We start from the raw sequence: 18,178 nt of genomic DNA, 5'->3' as shown, positions 1-18,178 counted from the left end.
GCACCGCCGGGGCCGCCCGGATCAGACGCCGGACGGGCTGGAGACGGGCTCCTCGGCCGGTGTCAGCCCCAGCTCCGCGTCCCGCACGGACTCCACCTCGCGGCGCAGCAGCCGGAACCACATGAAGACCACGAAGCCGGCGAAGACGAACCACTCGCCGGTGTAGCCGAGGTTCTGGAACGCCTTCAGGTCGAGGCCCGTGTCAGCGGCGGCGGCCACCGGGACCGCCTTCATACCGGGGTCGGCCTTGGTGAGGGTGATCCAGGCGTCGTAGACGTCGTACGGCACCAGGTTCACCAGCGAGGCCGCGCTGATCGCCGCCGTCTGGCCGGACGGCAGGCCTCCTTGCGCGGGTACGCCGTTCTCCCCGGGCTGCTCGGACGCCTGGAGCGCGCCGGTGACGGTGACCTCGCCGGTGGGGGCGGCGGGGGCGTCGGCGCGGTCGGCGGCGCCCGGCAGCCAGCCCCGCACGACCGGCAGGGCCTTGCCGTCGTCGGTGCGCAGCAGCGTCAGGACGTAGTAGCCCCGCTTGCCGTCGAGCTCCCGGCCCGGCACGAGCAACTGCTCGGAGTACCGCCCCTGGGCGGTCGCCTGCCGGCCCACCGTCGCCTTGTCCACCGGCAGCAGGTCGGCGAGCGGCCGGGCGGCCTCCCGCTTGTTCTCCGCGGCTTGCTCACCGGCGTTGCGATGGTCCTCGACGCGCGCCTCGAACCGGCCGAGCTGCCACGACCCCATGAACACGCAGAAGGGGATGGCGAGCAGCACGAAGATGTTGATCCCCCACCAACGGGGTGTCAGCAGAAACCGGTACACGCCTCAACGGTACGGGGCTGCCGGACCGGGCCCGCCCGCGGGGTCAGTACCGCACGGTGAGGTGGTCGCGGCCGGCCGGGGGCTCGTAGGGCTCGGGCCAGAAGTCGGTTATGGACGTGATCCGGTCGGTGCCGGTGAAGAACGAGATGCCGTACATCTCCTCCAGCCCGACCCTGAAGTGGAGCCACGTCACGACCTGTCCCGGCTCGGCGACGATCCGCTCCACACGCAGATGCCAGTCCCCCGGATACTCCCGGTTGAACTGCACGTACCGCTCCCTGCCGCTGATCTGCTCCCGCGTCTGCGGCAGGGTGTACACCACGTCCTCGGCCAGTGTCCCGGCGAATGCGTCCCAGTCCCGGGCCTCGGCGGCGGCCCAGAACCTCTCGACTGTCTTGCGCAGATCGGTCATGCCCAGAGTGTGCACCCCGGCACTGACAGTCAGACCTTGCTCGCCCTGACCGAGTACATCAGCGGGATCCGCGGCCGGCCGGCCGGGAAGCGGTAGTAGCCCTCCCGCTCCTCGAAGGACTCGAACCGGCGGAACAGCGAGACGTCGTGTTCGCGCAGGAAATCGACGCGCAGCCCGGCCGCCGCGAGCGCGGTCACGACCTCGCCGATCGGGTGCTGCCACTCGACGCTGCGGTTGTTGACGGTGTCGGTGCGGTCGGAGGCGTAGGTCCCGGGGATGTCGTACACCTGGGCGTCCCGGTCGAAGTAGTCGCGCACGACCCGCGAGCCCGTCTCGTCGTCGAGGGCCTCGGTGAGGGGGTGGAACTCGGCGAGGTACAGGAACCCGCCCGGCGCGACGAGCGAGGCGGCCGTCTCGGCCCAGCGGCGGAGGTCGGGCAGCCAGCACAGGGCGCCCCCGCCGGTGTAGACGATGTCGTACGCGGGGTCGGGCACGGCCTGCGCGGCGTCGTACACGTCGGCCGCGACGAAGGCCGCACGGTCGGGTCCGAGTCCGAGGTCGGCGGCGAGCGAGCGGGCCACGTCCACCGCCGGTTCGGAGAAGTCCAGGCCCACGACGCGGGCGGCGCCGTGCCGGGCCCAGGACAGGGTGTCCAGGCCCATGTGGCACTGGAGGTGCAGCAGCGATCTGCCCGTGACGTCCCCCACCTCGGCCAGCTCGAAGTCGCGCAGGGGGTCGGTGCCGGCGCGGAAGCCGTCGAGGTCGTAGAAGGCGCCGGCGGCGTGCAGCGGGACTCGTTCGTCCCACATTGCACGGTTGGCATCGTTCCAGTCGGTGGGGGTGGTGGAGGTCATGACCGCGAAGTTATCCACAGGCTGGGGACCTCGCCAGCGAATTGTCTGCCGGGCCAGGCACTATGGGGCCATGACTGAGAGCCACGGGTCCGATTCGCCCGATCACCAGATGCAGGACCAGGACATGCCGGACTGGGAGAAGCGCTTCCGGGCGCCTCGGGTGTCGCTGCCCGACTGGGCGGAGGACGCACCGGACCGCTCCTTGTTCGTGTCGAACGCCACGGGCACGTACGAGCTGTACGCCTGGGACCGTGCCACGGGCGAGCAGCGCCAGGTGACGGACCGGCCGAACGGCACGACGGACGGCGTGCTCTGCCCGGACGGCACCTGGATCTGGTGGTTCGACGACAAGGACGGCGACGAGTTCGGCGTCTGGCGCCGGCAGCGTTTCGACGGCGGTGAGGACGAGCTCGCGGCGCCGGGCCTGGACCCGTCCTACCCGGCGGGCCTGGCCCTGGGCCGGGACGGGCGTACGGCGATCGTGGGCCGCTCCACGGACGAGGACGGCACGACGATCCATCTGGCCCGCGCCGGTGAGCCCCCGGTGGAGCTCTACCGCCACCGCGAGTCCGCGGGCGTCGGCGACCTCTCGCACGACGGCACGCTGATCGCCGTCGAGCACACCGAGCACGGCGACGCGATGCACTCGGCCCTGCGCGTCCTGCGCCCGGACGGCACGGCGGTCGCCGAGCTCGACGACACCAAGGGCGGCACCGAGGAGCTGGGCCTCGAGGTCCTGGGCTTCGCCCCGGTGGACGGTGACACGCGGCTGCTCATCGGGCATCAGCGCCGTGGCCGCTGGGAGCCGCTGGTGTGGGACGTGGCGACGGGGGAGGAGACGGACCTCGCGCTGGAGCTGCCGGGCGATGTGAGCGCGGAGTGGTATCCCGACGGCACCGGTCTGCTGATCGTGCACAGCTTCGAGGCACGCAGCGAGCTGTTCCGGTACGACCTGGAGCGGCGTGAGGCGGTGCGGATCCCGACCCCGGCGGGCTCGGTTTCCGGGGCGACGGCCCGGCCGGACGGCAGCGTGGAGTACCTGTGGTCGTCGGCGGCGGAGCCGTCGGCGGTGCGCTCGACGACCGGACAGGTCGTGCTGGACCCGCCCGGCATGAAGTCCCCGGGCTCGGTCGCCGTCGAGGACGTGTGGGTGCAGGGCCCGGGCGGCCGTATCCACGCCCTCGTCCAGCGCCCGGCGGGCGTCGAGGGCCCGCTCCCCACCGTGTTCGACATCCACGGCGGCCCGACCTGGCACGACAGCGACGCCTTCGCGGCGGGCCCGGCGGCCTGGGTGGACCACGGCTACGCGGTCGTCCGGGTCAACTACCGCGGTTCGACGGGCTACGGCCGCGCCTGGACCGACGCGCTCAAGCACCGGGTCGGCCTGATCGAGCTGGAGGACATCGCGGCGGTCCGTGAATGGGCCGTCACCTCCGGCCTGGCCGACCCGTCCCGCCTGGTCCTGACCGGCGGCTCCTGGGGCGGCTACCTCACCCTCCTCGGCCTCGGCACCCAGCCGGACGCGTGGACGGTGGGCATCGCGGCGGTCCCGGTCGCCGACTACGTCACCGCGTACCACGACGAGATGGAAGCCCTGAAGGCCATGGACCGCACCCTCCTGGGCGGCACCCCGGAGGAGGTACCGGAGCGCTACGAGGCGTCGTCCCCGCTGACCTACGTCGACGGCGTCAAGGCCCCGGTCTACATCTCGGCAGGCGTGAACGACCCCCGCTGCCCGATCCGCCAGATCGACAACTACGTCGAGCGCCTTGAGGCCCGCGGCGCGGCGCACGAGGTGTACCGCTACGACGCGGGACACGGCTCGCTGGTGGTGGACGAGCGGATCAAGCAGGTACGGCTGGAACTGGACTTCGCGGAGCGCCACTTGAAGGTGCAGCGCGATTCCTGATCGCCGCCCGCCCGAAGAGGGCTGAGGCATGCGACGTCGGCCCGCGCAGGGGACCTCGGTCCAGCGCGGGCCGACCGCTTTCGACGGCGGCGCGCAGCGGCGTGCGCCGGGCCCGGCACCCAACTGCCAAACCGACTTGTAACGTTCGGCGGCCCCGCGGCACTGAGGGGTATGAGCCATGACGACCTGCGTGCGCTGTTCCTCAACTGCACGCTGAAGAAGAGCCCCGAGCGCAGCCACACACAGGGCCTGATCGACCTCAGCTCGCGGATCATGGAGAAGCAGGGCGTCTCCGTCGAGCACCTGCGGCCCATCGACCACGAGATCGCCACCGGCGTATGGCCGGACATGACCGAGCACAACTGGGAACGCGACGCGTGGCCGTCGATCTACCGGCAGGTGATGGCCGCCGACATCCTCGTCATCGCCGGGCCGATCTGGCTGGGTGACAACAGTTCGGTCGCCAAGCTGGTCATCGAGCGGCTCTACGCCTGCTCGGGCCTGCTCAACGACGCCGGCCAGTACGCCTACTACGGCCGGGTCGGCGGCTGCCTGATCACCGGCAACGAGGACGGCGCCAAGCACTGCGCCATGAACGTCCTCTACAGCTTGCAGCACTTGGGGTACACCATCCCGCCGCAGGCGGACGCGGGCTGGATCGGAGAGGCCGGGCCGGGCCCTTCCTATCTCGATCCCGGTTCCGGCGGCCCCGCCAACGACTTCACCAACAGGAACACCACGTTCATGACGTGGAACCTGCTGCATCTGGCGCGGCTGCTCAAGGACGCCGGTGGCATTCCGGCGCACGGGAACCAGCGTTCCGAGTGGGACGCGGGGTGCCGGTTCGACTTCGAGAACCCGGAGTACCGCTGAACCCGGAGTACCGCTGAACCCGGAGCGGCGCTGAACCCGGAGTACCGCTGAACCCGGAGCGGCGCTGAACCCGGATCGGCGCCGAATCCGCAGCACCGCCGAATCCGGAATATCACTGAACCCATAGTGAAAGGCTCGAAATGACCGTCGAGAACACCGTCGAGACCACCCCCACCTGCGCCTACCCGGGTTGTACCAATCCGGCCGAGCCGCTCGCCCCCGACGCGCAGGGCACGGCGCACCGCTACTGCGGACACCCCGAGCACAACGCGCTCGGCGCGTTCCGGCAGTTCCGCGCCAAGCGGCAGCAGCGCAGGGAGGACAAGCGTGCGGCGGCCGAGGCCAAGAAGGCCGCCAAGGAGGGCGCGCAGGAGGCACAGGCGCCGGTCGCCGGGCAGGCCTGGCCCGCGACCCCCGAGCCGTCCGGGCAGGCCCCCGGCGCCGAAATGGTGCCGCACGAGCACGCGCCCGCCCAGATCGCCGAGGCGTCCGAGCACGCGCCGGTGGAAGCCGGTCACAGCGAGGCGGAGGCGATGGCGGCCATTGCCGCGATGGCGCCGGTCGACAGCGACCGTGCCGCCCGGTCGCGCGACGCCCTCGTCGCGCTCATCAAGCAGCTCGCCGCCGATCTGCCGTCCTACATAGAGGAGTTGGCGATCATCACCGACTCCGCGGCGGCCGAGGCCCGGATCGAGACGGTCACCCGCGCCGCCGCGCAGCGCATCCTGGCCGCCGAGGAGCGCGCCACGCTCGCCGAGGAGGCGGCCGACATGGCCGTCACCGTGCTCGACACCGCGCAGGAGAAGTTCGCCGCCGAGACCGCCGCGATCCGCGAGGAGACGGCCGGCCAGGTGGCGGACGCCGTGTTCGTCCGGGCCGAGCTGGAGCGCTACCGCGAGCGGGTCGGCATGCTCGAGGTCCGGCTCGACGCCGTCCGCGACGAGGCCGACGAACTGCGTCGCGCGCGGGCCCCGCACGCCGGCGAGCCCGAGCGGCCGCGCCCCGCCCCCGAGAACTGCTGACGGCCCCAGATCTGCGGGCACCGAAGTTCCGGAAGAGCGGCGGGCGTTCGTCTGTAACGTTCGCCGCTCCTTCCGCCTCTGAATGCCGACACCCGAACGAGAAACGGAAAACCCTCATGTGCCGAAACAAGCGCCCCGTCCTCTGGATCACCACCGCGGTGGTCGTCGTCGCGGCGGCCGTCGGGCTCTACCTCTTCCAGCCCTGGCGGCTGTTCACCACCAACCGCGTGGATGAGGCGGCTCCCGTGGCCACCGGACGGCAGGGGGCGCCGGCGAAGCCGTCGGAGACCGGCAGTTTCATCTCCCACGAGCACGAGACCAGTGGCTCGGTGGAGGTCCTCAAGCCCGACGGCGGCAAGGCCACGCTGCGCCTGACGGATCTGCGCACCTCCGACGGCCCGGCCCTGCACGTGTGGCTCAGCGACCAGCCGGTCCGCCGGGACGGCGGCGGCAACCTCGACGACGGCAAGCATGTCGACCTGGGCGACCTCAAGGGCAACGAGGGCAACCAGAACTACGCGATCCCGGCGGGTACCGACCTGAACGAGTTCTCCACGGTGACGATCTGGTGCGAGCGCTTCAGCGTGTCGTTCGGCGCGGCCGAGCTGAAGCAGAGCGCCTGAACGCTCAACCCCTCGGCCAGTCCCGGAAAGCGCTGAGCAGTTGCTGCCTGGCTTCCGACGAAATGGCGTCCGGGGTCAGTTCGCCCGTCGTGGCGATCGTCTGACGGAACTGGTCCAGGTAGGTCTCGCACCCGGAGCACTCCGCCAGGTGCTCGATGAAGCGGCGCTCGTCCCCTTCGGGCAGGGCGCCGTCGAGGAACTCGGTCACCAGCTCCACGAACTCGTTGCAGTTCACGCCTGTCCCTTCCCGCCCGCGACGTCATGGGCACCGGACAAGTACTTCTCCAGTTTACGGCGCAACAAAGCCCTGGCCCGATGAAGGAGGACACGTTGGTTTCCCGGCGAGATCTCCAGCATGTCGCACACCTCCTGCGAGCCGTACCCCGCGACATCGCGCAGTGTGATCACCGTGCGCAGCCGTGGCGGGAGCTCGTCGATCGCCTCCGAGATCACCTCGCGGACCTCACCGCGCAGGACGTGGTCCTCGGGGATGTGCCAGGGATGCGGCTTCTGCCCGACGGCCCAGTGACCGGCGTACGGCTCGCCGGGGGCGCGGAACCGGTCGGCGTCCACCGTCGGCCCTTCCTCCTCCGGCAGCAGGCTGGCGAAGGGAACGGTCCTGCTCTCCTTCGTGCCGCGCGCCTTGGCCGTGTTGACCAGGATCCGGTACACCCAGGTCTTCAGGGACGAACGGCCCTCGAAGTCGCCGATCCCCTTGATGACCGCCAGCCAGGTGTCCTGGACGGTCTCCTGTGCGGAGTCCTTGGTGGACACGAACGACATGGCCAGCCGGAGCATGCTGCCCGACCACGTGTCCAGCACGAGGGCGAACGTCTCCTCGTCACCGTCACGCAGCCGCCGGACCAAAACTTCGTCCGGGGGCAGTTCGCGTCCGCCCGTCATTCGTCTCTCCTCGCCGGCCGTCGACCGGGAGCGCCGGCCAGGACGCGCTCCCCCCCCCGCTCAGGCTACGTTGCGGCCCGCTCCCGCGACCGTCGCCCCAGCAGATCCGCCAACCCCTGCCGTGTGGCGGCGAGTACGACGCGGTCCTCCTTCTGGAGGACGTGGGTGTCGGGCAGGTCCCACACCCACCCCGCCGGCCCGTCGCCCGCGCGGGTGTCCTCGTAGGACTCCTCCGTCGCCGGTTCGTCCCGGCGCCCGTCCGGCGGGGTCCGGTCCAGGGCCAGCACCCGCCAGGACCCGGGGCGGAAGGCCTGTCCGACGGTCCTGCCCTCCAGTTGGGGATGGCCGGCCACGTCCACCGCGGCGAACAGCAGCACCCGCCGCTCCACGGGAATGGCGCCCAGGATCTGCCGCCCCATCATCGCCCCGGCGAACGCGGGCGCGGCCAGATGGGTCACGCTCCGGCTGCGGGTGGAGGCGTAGGGGTGCGCGGCGCGCAGGGTGCGGTAGACGGCGGTGGCGAAGTCGTCGTCGTAAAGGCGCAGGACCACGCGCAGGTCGGGGCGCACGGAGCGGGCGTACAGCGCGGCCTCCAGGTTCGTGGTGTCCGCGCTGGTCACCGCGAGCAGGGCGTGCGACCGGTGGATCTTCGCGGCCTCCAGGACGCCCTCCTGGGTGACGTCCCCGAGCACCACCGGGACCCGCAGCCGCCGGGCCGTGGCGAGGCCGCGCGCGTCGGGGTCGGCCTCGACGCACACCACGGGGATGTTCAGTTCACGCAGCCGGGTCAGCACCCGGGTGCCGATCTTGCCCAGGCCGAGCAGGACCACGTGCCCGCCCAGTCCGCGGGGCGGCTTGCGCAGGGCGGAGGCGGTGCGGAACGTGCCGAGGGCCTCCAGTACGGCCGCCAGCAGCACCGGAAGGAGCAGCAGACCGGTCAGCCCGGACAGCAACTGCAGGAGCTGGCGGGCCAGGGGCTGGTGGAGCGCGGGATCGTTGATGGCGAAGAGGTCGAGGAGGGTCATGTACGTCGCGTACAGCGGGTGTTCCCCGGTCACCACCGACAGCGCCACGGCCAGTGCCGCCACACAGCCCACCAGACCGGCCAGCGACCAGCGCAGCCGCCGGGAGAACAGCGAGCCGAACGCCGGCACGATGCCGCGCCCGCCTCCGCTCGACGGCATCGACGTGCCCGCGTACGACACCTGCTCCAGGACGACCCTGCCCCGCCCCCTGGCCTCCTGCACGGTCGTGTCGTCCGGCAGCAGCAGCGGTGCCTGCTCGGCGTTCTCCGAACCGTCGCCCGAGCCGGGTTCGTGGCCGTTCGCGGACAGCAGGGCCAGCGTGACCAGCCCGGACGGGGGTGTCTGCCCCGGGTTCAGGGGCGGGCGCTCGACCGCGCGCAGCAGCAGGCCGTCGGTCTGTACGACCTTGGTGGTGCCGGCGACCGCGGCGGCGGCCAGGGCGGGGGCGGCGGTGTCGGCGTCGGACAGGACGGTGGTGGAGGCGTCGAGACCGGCGTCGTCCGCGCCCGTCGCCAACGTGGCCGCCTGGTCCAGGAGTTCCTCGATGTGCTGGCCCAACCGGCGGTTGTACAGCCGCAGGACGAGCCGGAGCCGGGGGTTGAGGCGGCGGGCGGTGAGGGCGGCGCGGATGTTGGTCTCGTCGTCGTCATAGACGAGGGCGAGCGCGCCGGCCCGTTCCACGCCCGCGTCGGCGAGCGCGGCCTCCGTCGCCTCGGCCGCCTCCACCACCCGCACGCTGCCGGCCGGTTCGCCGGCGCCCGCCGCGCCGCCCGCACGGCCCACGGCCGCGTTCACCACGCGGTCCAGCAGCGCCGCCGACGCCGCACGGGCCCGGCCGACGACCGGTGGCCGCACCGTGCGTTCGGAGGGTGGCACGACGAGCGTGACCTGTTCGCCGTACACTCCGCGCAACTCGGCGGCCAGCCGGTGCGCGAGCCCGTCGTCGCCGCACACGACCATGTGCGCGACCGTGTCACTCGCTAAGCCCTGATTCGGAACGCTCCCCACAAGGGGAAAGAGTGCCTCAAGGTGACGGGTGGTTCCAGGAGCGGCCCCGCCGAAACTGAACGCGCGGGCCTTTGCGACCGTATGGGAGGGGAGGGAAACCAGCGCCGGGACCAGCGCCGTTCCGCACCACCGGAGGTACCTCGCCCGTGGCGATCACCAAGCCCAGCCCCCAGCGGACCGACGACCGCGGGCAACCGGCGAAGCCCAGCGCATCCGCGAAGCCCAACCCGCCGGCGAAGCCGCAGGAAGAGGGCCGGCACCTCAACTCCCCCCTGCTGCTGACCATCCTCATGCTCGCCCTGGTCCTGCTCCAGAGCCCGATCCGCGGCGCGCTGGCCGCGCCGGTCATGCAGAGCTGGACCACGGTGTTCGTCGCGGTGATGGTGCAGGCGCTGCCCTTCCTGGTCCTCGGCGTGCTGCTCTCGGCGGCCATCGCGGTGTTCGTGCCGCCGGCCTTCTTCGCCCGCGCCCTGCCGTCCCGCCCCGCCCTCGCCGTCCCGGTCGCCGGAGCGGCGGGCGCGGTGCTGCCGGGCTGCGAGTGCGCGTCGGTGCCGGTGGCCGGGGCGCTGGTCCGGCGCGGTGTCACCCCGGCCGCGGCGCTGACGTTCCTGCTGTCCGCCCCGGCGATCAACCCGATCGTGCTGACGGCGACCGCCGTGGCCTTCCCCGGCAACCCGGAGATGGTGCTCGCCCGCCTGGTCGCGAGCCTGCTGGTGGCCTGCGCGATGGGCTGGCTGTGGCTGCGCCTGGGCCGCACCGACTGGCTGAAGCCGCCGTCGCGTCCGTCCCACGACGGTCAGAGCAAGGGCGAGGCGTTCTGGGGCTCGGTCCGGCACGACGTGATGCACGCGGGCGGTTTCCTGGTGGTCGGCGCGATGGCGGCGGCGACCCTCAAGGCGGTGGTCCCGCAGACGTGGCTGAGCGCGGCGGCCGACAACCCCGTGCTGTCGGTCCTGGCCCTCGCGGTCCTCGCCGTCGTGCTGTCGATCTGCTCGGAGGCGGACGCGTTCGTGGCGGCGTCGCTGTCGCAGTTCTCGCTGACGGCCCGCCTCGCCTTCCTCGTGGTGGGCCCGATGATCGACCTCAAGCTCTTCGCGATGCAGGCGGGCACCTTCGGCCGCTCCTTCGCCCTGCGTTTCGCCCCGGCCACCTTCGTGCTGGCGGTGCTCGTGTCGGTGCTCACCGGATGGGTGATGCTGTGAACCGCCAGGCCCAATCGGCAGTCCTGTTCCTGCTGGGCGCGTCCTTGCTGCACGCCGCCACCACCGACCTCTATCTGCGCTACGTCAAACAGGGCCTGCGCCCGCTGGTGCTGGTGTCCGGCGCGGTGCTGATCGCGGCGGCGCTGGCGACGGTCTGGTACGAGCGCAAGCGGGCCCGAAGCCGGAAGCAGGCCCACGCCGAAAACCCCGACGCCGAGCATCCCGACGTCGAGCACCCCCACGCCGAACACACCCACCGCGAACCCCGCATCTCCTGGCTCCTGGTCCTCCCCCTCCTCGCCCTCATCCTGGTCGCCCCGCCCGCCCTCGGCTCCTACAGCGCCACCCGCACCGGCACGGCCCTCCAGGAACCCCTCGCCTACCCCGACCTGCCGGCGGCCGACCCCTTGCCCCTCAACGTCGTCGACTACGCGGGCCGCGCCGTCTACGACCACGGCCGCACCCTCCAGAACCGCCGGATCCAGCTCACCGGCTTCGTGGCCCTGGACCGCGACGGCACCCCCTACCTCGTCCGCATGGCCCTCAACTGCTGTGCCGCCGACGCCCAGCCGGTCAAGGTCGCCCTGACCGGCGAGGTGCCGCCGGTCCTCCAGCCGGACACCTGGCTCCGCGTCACCGGCACCTACACCCCGCGCCGCGCGAAGGACCCGGTCAACGGCGGCCCGATCCCGTTCATCGAGGTCACCGAGGCGAAGCCGGTGGCAGAGCCGACGGACCCGTACGACGAGAGCTGGAACGGCTGACGAGCGCCCTCTCCCCACGGCTCCCGGAGCCGGCTTCTCTCACAGCTCCCGGAGTCGCCCTCTCCCTCGCCTCCGTAGCCGCCTTCTCCCACGGCTCCCGGAGTCGCCCTCTCCCACGCCTCGGAGCCGCCTTCTCCCACGGCTCCCGAAGTCGCCCTCTCTTGCCGCCCCCCGACCCGCCCCCTACCCTGAATCTGATGGGTCGTCAGATTCGGGAGGCATGGCGTGGCCAGTACCGAGAGCGGCACGAAGGACCTGCCCAGGGTCATCAGCGTGGACGATCATGTGATCGAGCCCGCGCATCTCTTCGAGACCTGGCTCCCGGCCAAGTACCGGGACCGGGGCCCGAAGCCCCTCACCGCCGGGATCGGCGAGCTCGAGTACATCGGCGGGAAGTACCGGTTCACCACGGATCCGGACGGCCAGCTCACCGACTGGTGGGAGTACGAGGGCGACCTCTTCCCGTACAAGCGCATCATCGCGGCCGTCGGCTTCTCCCGGGACGAGATGACGCTCGACGGCATCACGCGCGAGCAGATGCGGCGCGGCTGCTGGGACCCGAAGGCGCGGCTCGCGGACATGGACATCAACCACGTCGAGGCCTCGCTCTGCTTCCCGACCTTCCCGCGCTTTTGCGGCCAGACCTTCGCGGAGGCCAAGGACAAGGAGGTCGGGCTCGCCTGTGTGCGCGCATACAACGACTGGATGGTCGAGGAGTGGTGCGGCGACAGCGGCGGCCGGCTGATCCCGCTGTGCCTGATCCCGCTGTGGGACATCGACCTGGCGGTCGCGGAGATCCACCGGAACGCGGCGCGCGGGGTGCGCGCGGTGACGTTCAGCGAGATCCCCACCTATCTCGGGCTGCCGTCCATCCACTCCGGTTACTGGGACCCGTTCTTCGCGGCCTGCGAGGAGACCGGCACGGTCGTCAACATGCACATCGGGTCCTCCTCCCAGATGCCGGCCGCGTCCCCCGACGCGCCGCCCGCCGTGCAGGCCTCGCTGAGCTTCAACAACGCCATGGCGTCGATGATGGACTTCCTCTTCTCCGGGGTCCTGGTGAAGTTCCCCCGGCTGAAACTGGCGTACAGCGAGGGTCAGATGGGCTGGATCCCGTACGCCCTGGAGCGCGCGGACGACGTCTGGGAGGAGCACCGGGCGTGGGGCGGCGTGAAGGACCTGATCCCCGAGCCGCCGTCGACGTACTACTACCGCCAGATCTTCTGCTGCTTCTTCCGGGACAAGCACGGCATCGAGGCGATCGAGACGGTCGGCGTCGACAACGCGACCTTCGAGACCGACTATCCGCACGTCGACTCGACCTGGCCGGAGACCAAGCGGGTGGCCGAGGAGCACGTCGGCGGGCTGTCCGACGAGGTCGCGTACAAGCTGCTGCGCGGAAACGCGATCCGGATGCTCGAACTCCCCTTTGACCAGGAGAAGTAGGAGGGGCGCGAAGGACCGATGTCGGCCCGCGGGTGCGGGAGGCCGCCGAGCGCTGCCCGTCCGGGGCCGTATCCCTCACCCGGCGGGCGGGTACCGCCAGCCGAACGAGCCCAGCGCCCGTGCCCTGGCGGCCACCACCGCCATCCGCGCGGCCCGTTCGGCGGGGTCGACGTGCGCGGCCTGGCCCGTCGCCTGGCCGTCCCACTTGCGGTAGAGCAGTCCCGTCCGCGTCGAGAACCAGCCCCGGCTCACGGAGTTCAGCGCGAGCAGCAGGCCGGTGTCCTCCGACGCCGGGAGGGCCATCCAGCCGCCGAGCGTGAGCAGGAGGTCCCGGCGCATGCACAGGGTCGCCGGGTGGACCTGGGCGCGGAAGTCGTTGGCCTGCCAGAAGTCGAGCACGGCGCCCGGTTCGATCGGCCCGTCGTCGGGGTCGCCGGGGAAACCGGCTGTGGTGCCGTCGGGCAGCAGGTCCAGGGCCCGGGAGGTGGTCCAGCCGACGGTGCGGTCGGCCTCCAGTACGGCGAGGTCACGGGCCAGCGTCCCCGGGGTGAGCCGGTCGTCGGCGTCCAGGATCTTGACGTACTCGCCCTCGGCGTGCGCCAGCGCGAGGGTCCGGGCCACACCAGGGCCGCCGGGCCGTCCCTGACGGAAGGTCACCCGTGGGTCGTCGGGGACGTAGGGCCGGACCTCGTCCGTGCGCCCGTCCTCCTGGATCACCCAGTGCCACTCCCAGTCGGGCGGCAACTCCTGCGCGCGCAGCGACTCGTGGGCCTCGGGCAGAAACCTCGCCGAAGGGGCGTGGACTGCGGTGACGACGACGACGCGCCGGGACACGGCGGCGGTCACCATCCTTTTCTCGTACGACTCATCACGTCGGACATCATCGGACATGAGAAGACCCGATCGCTGGCGACGGGGGATGCACCAGCGATCGGGCTGGTGCCAACACTAACAAGGCTGCCTGCCTCACGGGAGCCGCCTCATCGGCTGTGAGCAGGCGTTGTGATCGGGATCACGGAAACCGCTGTCCGCTGAGTCCGTTCTGCATCACTTGCGTCGCAGCCCGATCACTGAGTGCACCCGACTACCGCAAACAGGGCGGTTCGTACGACAACCGGGGCAGATACTCGTGCCACTTGTCCCGGGTCAGCACGCCCTGAGTCGTCGAGCAGACGCGGCTGATCGCCTGGTCCACGTCGAGGTTCCACAGCCGGACGGTGTCGGTGCCGCTGGAGACGCCGAGCATGTGGCTGGTGGGGCTGAAGGAGAGGAAGTTGCCCGTCTTGGCGTTGGGGCTCATCGCCTGGCCGATCGCGGAGGCGTCGGACGGGGTGGAGATGTTCCACAGCCGGACCGTGTTGTCGTTGCCGCCGCTGGCGAGATAGCGCCCGCCCTTGCTGAACGTCAGCGACACGACCGCCTCGGTGTGACCGGTGAGCGGGGAGCCCAGCAGGCTCGCCGCACGCGGGTCGGAGACGTCCCACAGCCGTACGGTGTCGTCGTCGCTGCCGCTGGCCAGCGTGCGGCCGTCCCGGTTGAAGTCGAGCGCGTTGACGGGCCCGGTGTGCCCGGTGAGCCGGGCCAGCGCCTTCGGGTGGCCCGGCGCGGCCACGTCCCACAGCCGCACGGTGGAGTCCGCGCTGCCGCTGGCCAGCGTGCGGCCGTCCGGGCTGAAGTCCAGGGAGTTGATGTAGCCGGTGTGGCCGGCGATCGGTTCCCCGAGCGGGACGACATGGGAGGGGTCGCCGACGTTCCACAGCCGGATCGTGCGGTCGTCGTACGCGGTGGCCAGAGTGCGGCCGTCCGGGCTGAACGCGAGCGCGTCGGGGCCCATGAACCGGGTGCGCAGGGTGAGGGGCGGGCCCAGGGAGACCGGACGGGCCGGGTCGCGGATGTCCCACAGATGGACCGCGCGGCTGCCGGTCAGCACCGCGAGGGTGCCGCCGTCGGGGGAGAACACCAGGGAGCGCTGGCCACCGTCGTCGGGCATGAAGGGTGCGTTCAGCAGGACGGGCCGGGCGGGCCTCGCCACGTTCCACAGCCGGACGCTGCCGTCACGCGCGGCCGTGGCCAGCACCTTCCCGTCCGGCCGGAACGCGCCGCTGCGGCCGATCATGTCCGACGTCGGGATCGACCACAGCCGGACCTTGCTGTCGCCGCTGCCGGTGGCCAGGGTGCGGCCGTCGGGGCTGAAGCCCAGCGCGTACATCTCGCCGCTGGCGCCCGCGAGGGGCTCGCCGACCTGTGAGGGATAGGCCGGGTCGCTGACGTTCCACAGACTCGCGGTGCTGTCCGCGCTGGCGGCGGCGAGCGTGTTGCCGGCCGGGTTGAAGGCCACCGACCAGATCGGGCCGGTGTGCCCGGTCAGCGGGGCGCCGAGCGGCCGGCCGTGGCGTGGGTCCGCCACGTCCCACAACCGGATGGTGTCGTCCGCGCTGCCGCTGGCGAGCGTGCGGCCGTCCGGGCTGAAGGCGACCGAGTGCACCAGGTCGGTGTGGCCGGTGAGGGTGGAGAGCCGCTTCGGGCGGTCCGGCGCGGCCACGTCCCACAGCCGGATGGTGTCGTCGTCGCCCCCGGCCGCGAGGGTGTCGCCGTCCGGGCTGAACGCCACGGACCGTACGGCCGCGTCCGTGCCGGTGAGCGTGGCGAGCGCCTTCGGCCGCCGCGGGTCGGCCACGTTCCACAGGCGTACGGTGCGGTCCTCGCTGACGGAGGCGAGGGTGCGGCCGTCCGGGCTGAAGGCGACCAGGTAGATCGTGCCCTCGTGCCCGGTCAGGGGCACGCCGATCGGACGCGGCCGGCTCGGCTCGGTCACGTCCCACAGCCGGACCGTGCCGTCGTCGGCGGCGCTGGCGAGGGTGCGGCCGTCCGGGCTGAAGACCGCGCTGCTCACCCAGCTCTTGTGCCCGGTCAGGGGGTTGCCCAGCGGCTTGGGCCGGTTTCGGTCGGCCACGTCCCACAGCCGTACGGTCCGGTCGTAGCTGGCGGTGGCCAGGAGCCGTCCGTCGGGGCTGAAGGAGGTGAGGTAGACGGCGCCGGTGTGGCCGCGCAGGGGCGTGGCCAGCGGTGCGTTCACGATGGAGATCAGCCGGCTGGCGGTGTCCTCGTCGTCCGGCCGCAGCCGGTGCGCCACCAGGTCGAGCTGGGCGGACAGCGAGGGGTCGGTGTACTGGAAGCGGTCCGCCTCGGCGAGGACCTGCGCGAACATGGCGTCGTTGCGCTGCTGCCAGGCGACCACCGCCGCGCCGACGGCCAGCATCGCCAGCGCGACCAGCGCCGCGACCGCGCTGCGCAGTATCCAGACGGTGCGCCGGCGCAGCCGGACCGAGGCGGCCAGGAACTCCACCGCGCCCCGGGTGAGGAAGGTGTCCCCGGCCGACCGCGCCCAGCCGCGCGCCTGCTCCAGCCGGGAGCCCCGGTACAGCAGCGACGAGTCACGGTTCGAGGCCTCCCAGGCCCGGCCGTCCTCCTCCAGGCGCTGGCGCAGCAGATTGCCCTGCCGGTCCTCGTCGATCCAGTCCCGCAGCCGGGGCCAGGCGTGCAGCAGCGCCTCGTGGGTGATCTCCACGGTCTCCGCGTCCAGCGTGACCAGCCGGGCGCGCACCAGCGCTTCGAGGGACTCCTCCGTCTTGCCCGGATCCGTCGACTCCGCCGCGAGCTGGCGCCGTGTGCCGCGGCGCCGGGTCGTCTGGGTGTCCTCGCCGAGCCGGACCAGCCTGAGCAGCAGCAGCCGGGCGGCCGTGCGGGCCGCCGGGTCGAGGCCGGACCAGGCGCGTTCGGCGGTGGCGGCGACCGCGCCCTGGATGCCGCCCGCGGCGCGGTATCCGGCCACCGTCAGCCGGCCGCCCTTTCGCCGCTGCCAGGTGGCGAGCAGCGCGTGCGACAGCAGGGGCAGCGCGCCCGAGTCGTGGGTGCCGCGCGGCCCGTCCGCGCTGACCTCCCGCACGATCAGCTCGGCGAGGCCCGGCTCCAGCTCCAGGCCGACCGCCTTCGCCGGCCCGGTCACCGCCTCCCGAAGCTCCGGGGTGGTCAGCGGCCCGAGCACCATGTGCCGGTGCTGGAGGGCGTCGGCCAGCTCCGGGTGCGCGAGGCACTGCTCGTAGAAGTCGGCGCGGATACCGAGGACGACGAGGACGGGCGGCGGGTCGGCGGGGTCGCCCGGCGTGCAGGCGGCCTGGAGGAGCTGGACGAAGGTGCGGCGGTCCGACTCGTCGGGGCAGAGGGTGAAGGTCTCCTCGAACTGGTCGACGATCAGGACCGCGGGCGCGGTGGCCGGGGCCTCGCGGCGGGCCCATGCGGTGACGGCCTCGCGGGCGGCGTGCACGAAGCCCGCACAGGACTCCCCGGCGTCGGCCCGGTCGGACCCTTCCGGGCCGCCGCCCGGATCGTCCGCGTCCGCCGGGCGGTCCGGGCCGGCCGAGGCGATGACGTCGGCGAGTTCCGGTATCCGGCGGGTCAGTTCGGCTAGCGGATCGGCGCCCGGCACGAACTGCACGACCGAGCCGCCCCCGGCGCTCTCACCGCCGAGCGCGCCGTCGCGCAGGGCGGGCACCAGGCCGGCGTTCAGCAGGGAGGACTTCCCGGCGCCCGAGGCGCCGACCAGCATGACCAGGCCGCCGCTCTTCTCCACCGCGCGCAACTGGGCGACCAGGGCCTCGGTGCTGCGCTCCCGGCCGAAGAACCACCGGGCGTGCTCCTGCCGGTAGGAGGCGAGCCCCCGGTACGGGCACACGCCGCCGGACATCGCGCTGTCCTCGACCGGAGTCTGCTCCTCCTCTTCCCCGGCCGTCGCCCGCTCCCACAGCCGCTGCCACTGCCCGAGGTCGTAGAGGCCGGCGGACACGGGAGTGGGCCGCTCGCGCCGCGCCTGGGGGATCAGTACGTGCAGGACGGCCGACAGGGCGGCGAACTGGGCGGGTACGTTCCTGGCCCGGCGCCAGTCGCTGATCCGCTGGGCGGAGACCCGTACGGGCCGTCCCCGCTCGTCGACCCGCTGGAGCCGCACGACCGCTTCGGCCACGCTCTTCAGGGGCGGGTTGCCGGCCTCCTTGTAGAGCAGCGCGAGCCGTTCCGCGAAGGCTGTGCGCGCCGAGGAGTCGGAACTCAAGGCCTGCACTCCTTTACTCAGCCGCACCTGGGCATCCGGACCGGAAAACTCACCTTATACGGCTGACCTGCGGTTAATGCGTTGTCCGGAGACCGGAACCTCCCCGCCGGCACCCGCGGCTGGCAGGATCACGACGCAAGTGCGCACCGCTCGCGCGTCGCCCAGGCAGGCCACCAGCCCGGAGCTCGGAGACACCACTCATGGCGCCGCATGTTCT

At 72.3% G+C, this 18,178-nt stretch carries 15 protein-coding genes; 7 read left to right on the top strand and 8 right to left on the bottom strand.

What is annotated here, in order from left to right:
* Positions 1-21: 21 nt before the first annotated feature.
* The 3 genes from ACZ69Q_RS15780 to ACZ69Q_RS15770 are packed head-to-tail and all read right to left on the bottom strand — an operon-like array spanning position 22 to position 2,079.
* Positions 22-813: an SURF1 family protein gene (locus ACZ69Q_RS15780; protein WP_471041818.1), complete on the bottom strand. Its 792-nt coding sequence runs from the start codon at positions 811-813 to the stop codon at positions 22-24.
* Positions 814-856: 43 nt separating this feature from the next.
* Positions 857-1,225: a nuclear transport factor 2 family protein gene (locus tag ACZ69Q_RS15775; RefSeq protein ID WP_471041816.1), complete on the bottom strand. Its 369-nt coding sequence runs from the start codon at positions 1,223-1,225 to the stop codon at positions 857-859.
* Between the two features lie 29 nt (positions 1,226-1,254).
* Positions 1,255-2,079 carry a class I SAM-dependent methyltransferase gene (locus ACZ69Q_RS15770; protein ID WP_471041814.1) on the bottom strand — a complete coding sequence of 275 codons (825 nt, stop codon included), beginning with the start codon at positions 2,077-2,079 and terminating at the stop codon, positions 1,255-1,257.
* A 70-nt stretch (positions 2,080-2,149) separates the two neighbouring features.
* On the opposite strand from ACZ69Q_RS15770, the gene ACZ69Q_RS15765 reads away from it, so the two are divergent.
* The 4 genes from ACZ69Q_RS15765 to ACZ69Q_RS15750 all read left to right on the top strand — a co-directional run bounded on the left by ACZ69Q_RS15765 (position 2,150) and on the right by ACZ69Q_RS15750 (position 6,506).
* Entirely contained in the window at positions 2,150-3,988 is a 1,839-nt protein-coding gene (locus tag ACZ69Q_RS15765; RefSeq protein ID WP_471041813.1) for a S9 family peptidase, read from the top strand.
* Positions 3,989-4,159: 171 nt separating this feature from the next.
* Positions 4,160-4,861 carry a flavodoxin family protein gene (locus tag ACZ69Q_RS15760; protein WP_471041812.1) on the top strand — a complete coding sequence of 234 codons (702 nt, stop codon included), beginning with the start codon at positions 4,160-4,162 and terminating at the stop codon, positions 4,859-4,861.
* Between the two features lie 140 nt (positions 4,862-5,001).
* A complete protein-coding gene (locus ACZ69Q_RS15755) occupies positions 5,002-5,883 on the top strand; it encodes a hypothetical protein (protein ID WP_471041811.1) in 882 nt (293 codons plus the stop codon).
* Between the two features lie 116 nt (positions 5,884-5,999).
* Entirely contained in the window at positions 6,000-6,506 is a 507-nt protein-coding gene (locus tag ACZ69Q_RS15750) for a DM13 domain-containing protein (RefSeq protein WP_471041809.1), read from the top strand.
* Between the two features lie 4 nt (positions 6,507-6,510).
* Here ACZ69Q_RS15750 and ACZ69Q_RS15745 read toward each other — a convergent pair whose 3' ends face one another.
* The 3 genes from ACZ69Q_RS15745 to ACZ69Q_RS15735 form a co-directional block, all read right to left on the bottom strand.
* The gene (locus ACZ69Q_RS15745) at positions 6,511-6,741 is read right to left on the bottom strand and encodes an anti-sigma factor family protein (protein ID WP_471041807.1); all 231 of its coding nucleotides are present in this window, start codon (positions 6,739-6,741) and stop codon (positions 6,511-6,513) included.
* The gene (locus ACZ69Q_RS15740; RefSeq protein ID WP_471041805.1) at positions 6,738-7,409 is read right to left on the bottom strand and encodes an RNA polymerase sigma factor; all 672 of its coding nucleotides are present in this window, start codon (positions 7,407-7,409) and stop codon (positions 6,738-6,740) included. The genes ACZ69Q_RS15745 and ACZ69Q_RS15740 overlap by 4 nt, the downstream gene beginning before the upstream one ends.
* A gap of 65 nt (positions 7,410-7,474) precedes the next feature.
* A complete protein-coding gene (locus tag ACZ69Q_RS15735) occupies positions 7,475-9,394 on the bottom strand; it encodes an NAD-binding protein (protein ID WP_471041803.1) in 1,920 nt (639 codons plus the stop codon).
* A 194-nt stretch (positions 9,395-9,588) separates the two neighbouring features.
* On the opposite strand from ACZ69Q_RS15735, the gene ACZ69Q_RS15730 reads away from it, so the two are divergent.
* The 3 genes from ACZ69Q_RS15730 to ACZ69Q_RS15720 all read left to right on the top strand — a co-directional run bounded on the left by ACZ69Q_RS15730 (position 9,589) and on the right by ACZ69Q_RS15720 (position 12,854).
* The gene (locus ACZ69Q_RS15730) at positions 9,589-10,644 is read left to right on the top strand and encodes a permease (RefSeq protein ID WP_471041801.1); all 1,056 of its coding nucleotides are present in this window, start codon (positions 9,589-9,591) and stop codon (positions 10,642-10,644) included.
* Positions 10,641-11,408 (top strand): TIGR03943 family putative permease subunit, encoded by a 768-nt coding sequence (locus tag ACZ69Q_RS15725; protein WP_471042606.1) that lies wholly within the window; start codon positions 10,641-10,643, stop codon positions 11,406-11,408. Before ACZ69Q_RS15730 ends, ACZ69Q_RS15725 begins: the two co-directional genes overlap by 4 nt.
* A 225-nt stretch (positions 11,409-11,633) precedes the next feature.
* A complete protein-coding gene (locus tag ACZ69Q_RS15720) occupies positions 11,634-12,854 on the top strand; it encodes an amidohydrolase family protein (RefSeq protein ID WP_471041799.1) in 1,221 nt (406 codons plus the stop codon).
* A 75-nt stretch (positions 12,855-12,929) separates the two neighbouring features.
* On the opposite strand, the gene ACZ69Q_RS15715 is transcribed toward ACZ69Q_RS15720, so the two are convergent.
* Together ACZ69Q_RS15715 and ACZ69Q_RS15710 are read right to left on the bottom strand one after the other, a co-directional pair.
* A complete protein-coding gene (locus ACZ69Q_RS15715; RefSeq protein ID WP_471041797.1) occupies positions 12,930-13,703 on the bottom strand; it encodes a glycosyltransferase family 2 protein in 774 nt (257 codons plus the stop codon).
* A 235-nt stretch (positions 13,704-13,938) separates the two neighbouring features.
* Positions 13,939-17,970, bottom strand: coding sequence for an nSTAND1 domain-containing NTPase (locus ACZ69Q_RS15710; protein WP_471041795.1), 4,032 nt, complete (start codon positions 17,968-17,970; stop codon positions 13,939-13,941).
* Positions 17,971-18,178 lie beyond the last annotated feature (208 nt).

It is taken from the genome of Streptomyces sp. NPDC036764, from assembly GCF_055609385.1.
The sequence above is the reverse complement of the archived record's forward strand: the minus strand, read 5'-3'. Positions and strand labels throughout refer to the sequence as shown.

Excerpts from the sequence above, each read along its gene's own strand:
- ACZ69Q_RS15775 (WP_471041816.1), bottom strand. The coding sequence starts at position 1,225 with ATGACCGATCTGCGCAAGACAGTCGAGAGGTTCTGGGCCGCCGCCGAG.
- ACZ69Q_RS15770 (WP_471041814.1), bottom strand. The coding sequence starts at position 2,079 with ATGACCTCCACCACCCCCACCGACTGGAACGATGCCAACCGTGCAATG.
- ACZ69Q_RS15765 (WP_471041813.1), top strand. The coding sequence starts at position 2,150 with ATGACTGAGAGCCACGGGTCCGATTCGCCCGATCACCAGATGCAGGAC.
- ACZ69Q_RS15760 (WP_471041812.1), top strand. The coding sequence starts at position 4,160 with ATGAGCCATGACGACCTGCGTGCGCTGTTCCTCAACTGCACGCTGAAG.
- ACZ69Q_RS15755 (WP_471041811.1), top strand. The coding sequence starts at position 5,002 with ATGACCGTCGAGAACACCGTCGAGACCACCCCCACCTGCGCCTACCCG.
- ACZ69Q_RS15750 (WP_471041809.1), top strand. The coding sequence starts at position 6,000 with ATGTGCCGAAACAAGCGCCCCGTCCTCTGGATCACCACCGCGGTGGTC.
- ACZ69Q_RS15740 (WP_471041805.1), bottom strand. The coding sequence starts at position 7,409 with ATGACGGGCGGACGCGAACTGCCCCCGGACGAAGTTTTGGTCCGGCGG.
- ACZ69Q_RS15735 (WP_471041803.1), bottom strand. The coding sequence starts at position 9,394 with ATGGTCGTGTGCGGCGACGACGGGCTCGCGCACCGGCTGGCCGCCGAG.
- ACZ69Q_RS15715 (WP_471041797.1), bottom strand. The coding sequence starts at position 13,703 with ATGGTGACCGCCGCCGTGTCCCGGCGCGTCGTCGTCGTCACCGCAGTC.